This is a genomic window from Dietzia sp. B19 (assembly GCF_014145155.1).
Taxonomy (GTDB): Bacteria; Actinomycetota; Actinomycetes; order Mycobacteriales; family Mycobacteriaceae; genus Dietzia; species Dietzia natronolimnaea.
Map to the genome: position 1 here is coordinate 1 of NZ_JAALED010000570.1, position 5155 is coordinate 5155.

The 5155-nt window shown below is 62.5% G+C and carries 5 protein-coding genes; all 5 read left to right on the forward strand.

Features of this window, described 5'->3' with window-relative positions:
- Positions 1-87 precede the first annotated feature (87 nt).
- The 5 genes from G6020_RS15555 (at position 88) to G6020_RS15575 (ending at position 4932) form a co-directional block, all read left to right on the forward strand.
- Positions 88-378, forward strand: a complete 291-nt coding sequence (locus G6020_RS15555) for a hypothetical protein (protein ID WP_146166336.1) — start codon at positions 88-90, stop codon at positions 376-378.
- Positions 368-1915 carry a multicopper oxidase family protein gene (locus G6020_RS15560; protein ID WP_182611232.1) on the forward strand — a complete coding sequence of 516 codons (1548 nt, stop codon included), beginning with the start codon at positions 368-370 and terminating at the stop codon, positions 1913-1915. Before G6020_RS15555 ends, G6020_RS15560 begins: the two co-directional genes overlap by 11 nt.
- Positions 1916-1991: 76 nt before the next feature.
- Positions 1992-2624 carry a DUF305 domain-containing protein gene (locus tag G6020_RS15565; protein ID WP_107746683.1) on the forward strand — a complete coding sequence of 211 codons (633 nt, stop codon included), beginning with the start codon at positions 1992-1994 and terminating at the stop codon, positions 2622-2624.
- Positions 2625-2734: 110 nt separating this feature from the next.
- Positions 2735-3577, forward strand: a complete 843-nt coding sequence (locus G6020_RS15570; RefSeq protein ID WP_235027361.1) for a F510_1955 family glycosylhydrolase — start codon at positions 2735-2737, stop codon at positions 3575-3577.
- Between the two features lie 41 nt (positions 3578-3618).
- Positions 3619-4932 carry an Ig-like domain-containing protein gene (locus G6020_RS15575; protein WP_182611233.1) on the forward strand — a complete coding sequence of 438 codons (1314 nt, stop codon included), beginning with the start codon at positions 3619-3621 and terminating at the stop codon, positions 4930-4932.
- Positions 4933-5155 lie beyond the last annotated feature (223 nt).

A 5155-nucleotide genomic window follows, 5' to 3' on the forward strand; every position in this document is an offset into this window, starting at 1 on the left:
CGTCCGAGATCACCGCAGCAGGCCAGGCCTCTCCCAACTCGAGTCGAGCTTGTCAGAGAAGAACCTTGATCAGATCTTGACGAAACGATGACCCAGATCTCGCAGTTCACACCGCAGAATCGAGTTTCTAAGACAGGCGAGGAGTTGAGTATGATGGGGTGGCTTTACGGTGTGAACTGGATCGACATCGTTCTGTTGATCGCGTTCGTACTCGGTTTCTGGGCGATGGTTCTGGCCTTGGCGACCAGTCTTTTTGGAGGGCATCGGCACCTGCGCGGGCCGCACTCTCCTGCTAATGGGGTCGTCTCTTCCGGTATCTCATTCGCATCTCCCGCAGGGACCGCGACTTCGCGAAGCGTCGATCATGATGAACGCTGACGCCACGGGGCGGGCAGGTGCGCTAAGCCGTGCGCCGCGCGTGCTGGTCTCCCGCCGGTCCTGCTTGGCCGGATCGCTTCTCGCCGGCGCCGGCGCTCTGACTGCATGTTCTGGTTCCGGATCAGCCACGGGCAGTCCCGTGGGAGCCTCGTCAGATCTCGTGAGGCGGCTTGAACAGGAGCGACGCTCCCCCGGCCAAACGGTGGTATCCGCGCAGTTGACCCCCCGTCCGGTCGATGTTGATCTGGGTGGCCGCGTTGTCTCAACGTGGGGATATGACCAACAATTGCCAGGCCCACTGGTGCGGGCCCAAGCTGGAGATCGGCTGCAGATCACCGTGGACAACCAGCTGCCACAGGAGACCAGCGTGCACTGGCACGGGATCGCCATGAGCAACGACATGGACGGGGTTCCCGGGTTGACACAGGACCCGATCGCACCAGGCACCACGTTCACCTACGACTTCACCGCCCCAGACCCAGGCACGTACTTTTACCACTCACATTCGGGTCTGCAACTCGATCGGGGCCTGTACGGAGTGGTGATCATCGATGATCCGGACGAGCCCGGCGACTACGACCATGAATGGCTCGTGGTCCTTGACGACTGGCTCGATGGGACCGGTCGGACTCCCGACGATGTCGCCCGTGATCTGGGCATCGGTGCCGACACCGCAGATGCCGGGATGCAGGGGATGGACCACGACATGATGGACATGCATGGGGGTGAGGGGTCGATGATCTCCCCCATCCTCGGCAGCGCCGGGGATGTCACCTACCCGCACTTTCTGATCAATGGGCGACTCCCTGTCGACCCCTACGTCTGGAGAGCGTCGCGGGGCCAACGCGTGCGCATCCGGTTCGTTAATGCCGGCGCCGACACCGCGTTCCGGGTAGCGCTTGGCGGGCACCGGATGACCGTCACTCACACCGACGGCTTTCCCGTGCTTCCCGAGGACACCGATTCCCTTCTGATCGGCATGGGTGAACGGTTCGATGTTGTGGTCACGCTCGGCGACGGCGTGTTCCCGTTGTTCGCTCAGCCCGAAGGCAAGGATGGTCACGCGCAGGCCCTCGTACGTACAGCAGCGGGCGATCTCCCGACAAATTCCCGACCAGTCGAAGTGGACCGGCGTCCGCTATTGGGTACCGACTTATCCCCCAGCGAGGCAGTACGTCTGTCTAGCCAAAGTCATGATCGGTACCACAGCGTCGACCTGGGCGGGACGATGTCGCCGTACCGGTGGACCCTCAACAGCCAAGTCCACCCGGATTCGGCGCCGCTGGAGGTCAACAGTGGGGAGCGGGTGCGAATGCGGATGCGGAACATGTCCGACATGTTCCACCCGATGCACCTGCACGGACATACGTTCGCGCTCGCGGACAGCGGGCTTCGCAAAGATACCGTCACGATTCGGCCGATGCGCACTATTGAGATCGAGTTCGACACCGATAATCCTGGCCAGTGGGCGTTGCACTGCCACAACGCCTATCACCAAGAGGCCGGGATGATGACCACTCTGTCCTACCTCGCCTGACCGGCAAGGTGATCCACCCGCGGGCCCGAAAGTCCGCAGAAGAAAGGGAACCCAGATGAATCGAAAGAAGCTTGTGATGACCGCCGCTGCCGCCGCGGTCCTGCTGGGGCTGTCCGCCTGCACCAGCGACGAGACCGACACGGCCAGCGAGACCACGACCGCCGTCGAGACCACTGCGACCAGCGGGAGTTCGACCACCGAGCAGGCAGAGGAGTCAGCTCAGCATTCCGAGGCTGACGTGATGTTCGCCCAGATGATGATCCCCCACCATGAGCAAGCCATCGAGATGAGCGACATCATCTTGTCCAAGGATGATGTCCCCGCCGACGTCACCTCGCTGGCCGAGGAGATCAAGGCCGCCCAGGGGCCCGAGATCGCGCAGCTGACCGACTGGCTCGAGCAGTGGGGAGAGCCGACGCAGCCCGAAGGCATGGACATGGACATGGACATGGGCGGTGACCATGACATGGCGCAGATGGAGGGCATGCTCTCCGATGAGGAATTGCAGCTGTTGTCCGACGCTCCCGGCCCTGAGGCTGCCGAGTTGTTCCTCAACCAGATGATCGCCCACCACGAAGGCGCCGTGGCCATGGCCGAAGACCAGGTCGAGAACGGCACGTACCCGCCGGCTGTCGACCTGGCGCAAACCATCATCGACACCCAGCAGCAGGAAATCGACACCATGCAGCAGATGCTCGACTCCATGTAAAAAAACGAAGGCTCGCATTCCCGGCGGGGTCGATGGCAGTCCGACCCCGCCGGAGACCGTCTGGGCATCAACACATTTTCTTGTCCCTGCCAGAAACGAGATACGCACTCATGCTTTCGCACCGAAAGCGGGCCTGGACCCCAATAGCCATCCTTGCATCGGCTCTCATCGCGACCGCGTGTTCGAGCCCGCAGCAGACGCCAGCACCCGAATCCGGGGACGCCTCATCGACGGTCGGCACCGCATTAACACCCGCGCTTGACCATGTGCACGGACTCCACCTCGATGCTGAGGGAAGGGTGCTGGCCGGCACGCATACGGGGCTTTTCGTCCTCAACCCCGATGGCGCGACCACCCGCGTCGGCGACGCCGACGACGACTTCATGGGGCTCACAGGCGCGCCCGGGACGGATAACCTCTACGCTTCGGGCCATCCTGGCCCGTCAAGCTCCGCCCCCAATCCTCTCGGACTCATCGAGAGTGTCGACGGCGGCCAGTCGTGGGCGACGAAATCCCTCTCCGGCGAAGTCGACTTTCACGCCCTGACCACTGACGGAAACACCCTTGTCGGATTCGACACCGCCAACGGAATTCGAACGTCCACCGACTCGGGCGTCAGTTGGACCGACGGCATCGAGATGGCCGCGAGAGCATTGGCGATTACCGACGAGGGCATCTGGGCCACAACCGCAGGAGGCCTACAACTCAGCACCGACATCGGGCGCACATTCGCATCAGTACCAGCTGCTCCCGAACTCCTGCTGATATCTGCAGCCGAAGACGGCACCCTCTGGGGGATCGATACCGACGGCACCGCCTGGCGCAAGAACGTCAACGACGATGAGTGGCAGCAGGGACCAGTTGTCGGTGATGTCGAAGCCATCATCGCCGCGGACCAGGACACTGCCTACGCTGCTGATGGACGGTCATTTCATACATTAACGATTCCCTGAAACGTCGTCGGCGGCGCAAACCAAGGCCGACCGAAGACGGAATGGAAACTACCGGTCAGAACGCATACGAACTCGAGGGAGAAGTGGTGAGGAAAGAAGCGATGCTCGCAGGCGGAGCCGCACCAGAGCGCACACCGGCGAAACGGCTTGCCTCGGTCGCGGTGGCCTTGGTGGCCGCAGTAGGGCTGAGCGCGTGCACGATCGGAGATACCGAGGACACCTCGACGGCCGCTGCACCGAAAGAAGCCCCCGCCGCTGCGGCCGTCATTCACACCTCGTTCGAAGATGGGACAGTGGCCGCGACGCCGCGGGAACCGATCGTCTTGGATGTGACAGACGGTGCGTTCGACGATGTCACGGTCACAAACGAAGAAGGCCGCGAGGTCGAAGGCGAGTTCAACGCGGAACGCTCCCAGTGGCGCACCACCGAGACTCTGGGCTACAACCGGGATTACTCGATCGAGGCGAGCGCTACTAACGACGACGGTGAGACGATTACAGACTCGTCCTCGTTCAGCACCGTGGTCCCGAACTCGACCACCAGCGCGAGCCTGGTGACCGGTCAGGGCCACACGGTAGGTATCGCGCAGCCGGTCGCGGTGCGTTTCGAGTCCGCCGTCGGCGACCGTAAGGCCGTCCAGGACGCCATCGAGGTCACCACGACCCCCGCCGTCGAAGGAGCCTTCTACTGGGTGTCGCCCTCGGAGGTTCGCTGGCGCCCCGCCGAATTCTGGGCACCGGGCACCGAGGTCGACGTCGACGTCAACATCTACGGCACCGATATGGGCGAAGGCCTTTACGGAGCCCAGGACGCAAACAGCAACTTCACGATCGGCGACGAGGTCATCACCACGATCGACGACAACACCAAGACAATGACGACCCGAATCAATGGCGAGGTCGTCAGCAGTAGCCCGGTCTCACTAGGAAAGGCATCGACACCCACCCCGAACGGCACCTACTACATCGGCGACCGATACGAATCGCTCATCATGGATTCATCGACGTTTGGTGTGCCGGTCGACTCGGCCGACGGCTACCGGCTTTCAGTCAACTGGGCCACCCAGATGTCCTACAGCGGGATCTACGTCCATGCCGCCCCATGGTCCGTTGAACAACAGGGCTTCACCAACGTCAGTAACGGCTGTATCAATGTCACCGACGCCTACGCCAAGTCGTTCCAGAACAGCAGCAACCGGGGCGACGTGGTCAAGGTCATCAATACCGTCGGACCGACGCTTCCCGGGACCGACGGGCTGGGCGACTGGAACATCCCGTGGGAAACCTGGCGTGCTGGAAATGCCGACCTAGCCCGGGTGATTCACGGGGATCTGCGGATCGCTGGGCGAAAATAGACCGAAGTGCTTCCTGAACAGGGGAAACTGGGACTTGTCTAAGGTTCCATGTCCCCACACAGAAAGCACTCGGTAGGTGAAGCGTTACTTCGTGGTCGGCCGGGCTGTCCGTTACTGCTGATGGTGTCGGGGTGATCTCCCACGCCGGAGCCATCGCACCACGCCTTCTGGCTGATCAGGTGGGGCTGACAACTGAACTGTCAGGGGCCATGGCCCGCCGCCG

Excerpts from the sequence above, each read along its gene's own strand:
- G6020_RS15555 (WP_146166336.1), top strand. The coding sequence starts at position 88 with ATGACCCAGATCTCGCAGTTCACACCGCAGAATCGAGTTTCTAAGACA.
- G6020_RS15560 (WP_182611232.1), top strand. The coding sequence starts at position 368 with ATGAACGCTGACGCCACGGGGCGGGCAGGTGCGCTAAGCCGTGCGCCG.
- G6020_RS15565 (WP_107746683.1), top strand. The coding sequence starts at position 1,992 with ATGACCGCCGCTGCCGCCGCGGTCCTGCTGGGGCTGTCCGCCTGCACC.
- G6020_RS15570 (WP_235027361.1), top strand. The coding sequence starts at position 2,735 with ATGCTTTCGCACCGAAAGCGGGCCTGGACCCCAATAGCCATCCTTGCA.
- G6020_RS15575 (WP_182611233.1), top strand. The coding sequence starts at position 3,619 with ATGGAAACTACCGGTCAGAACGCATACGAACTCGAGGGAGAAGTGGTG.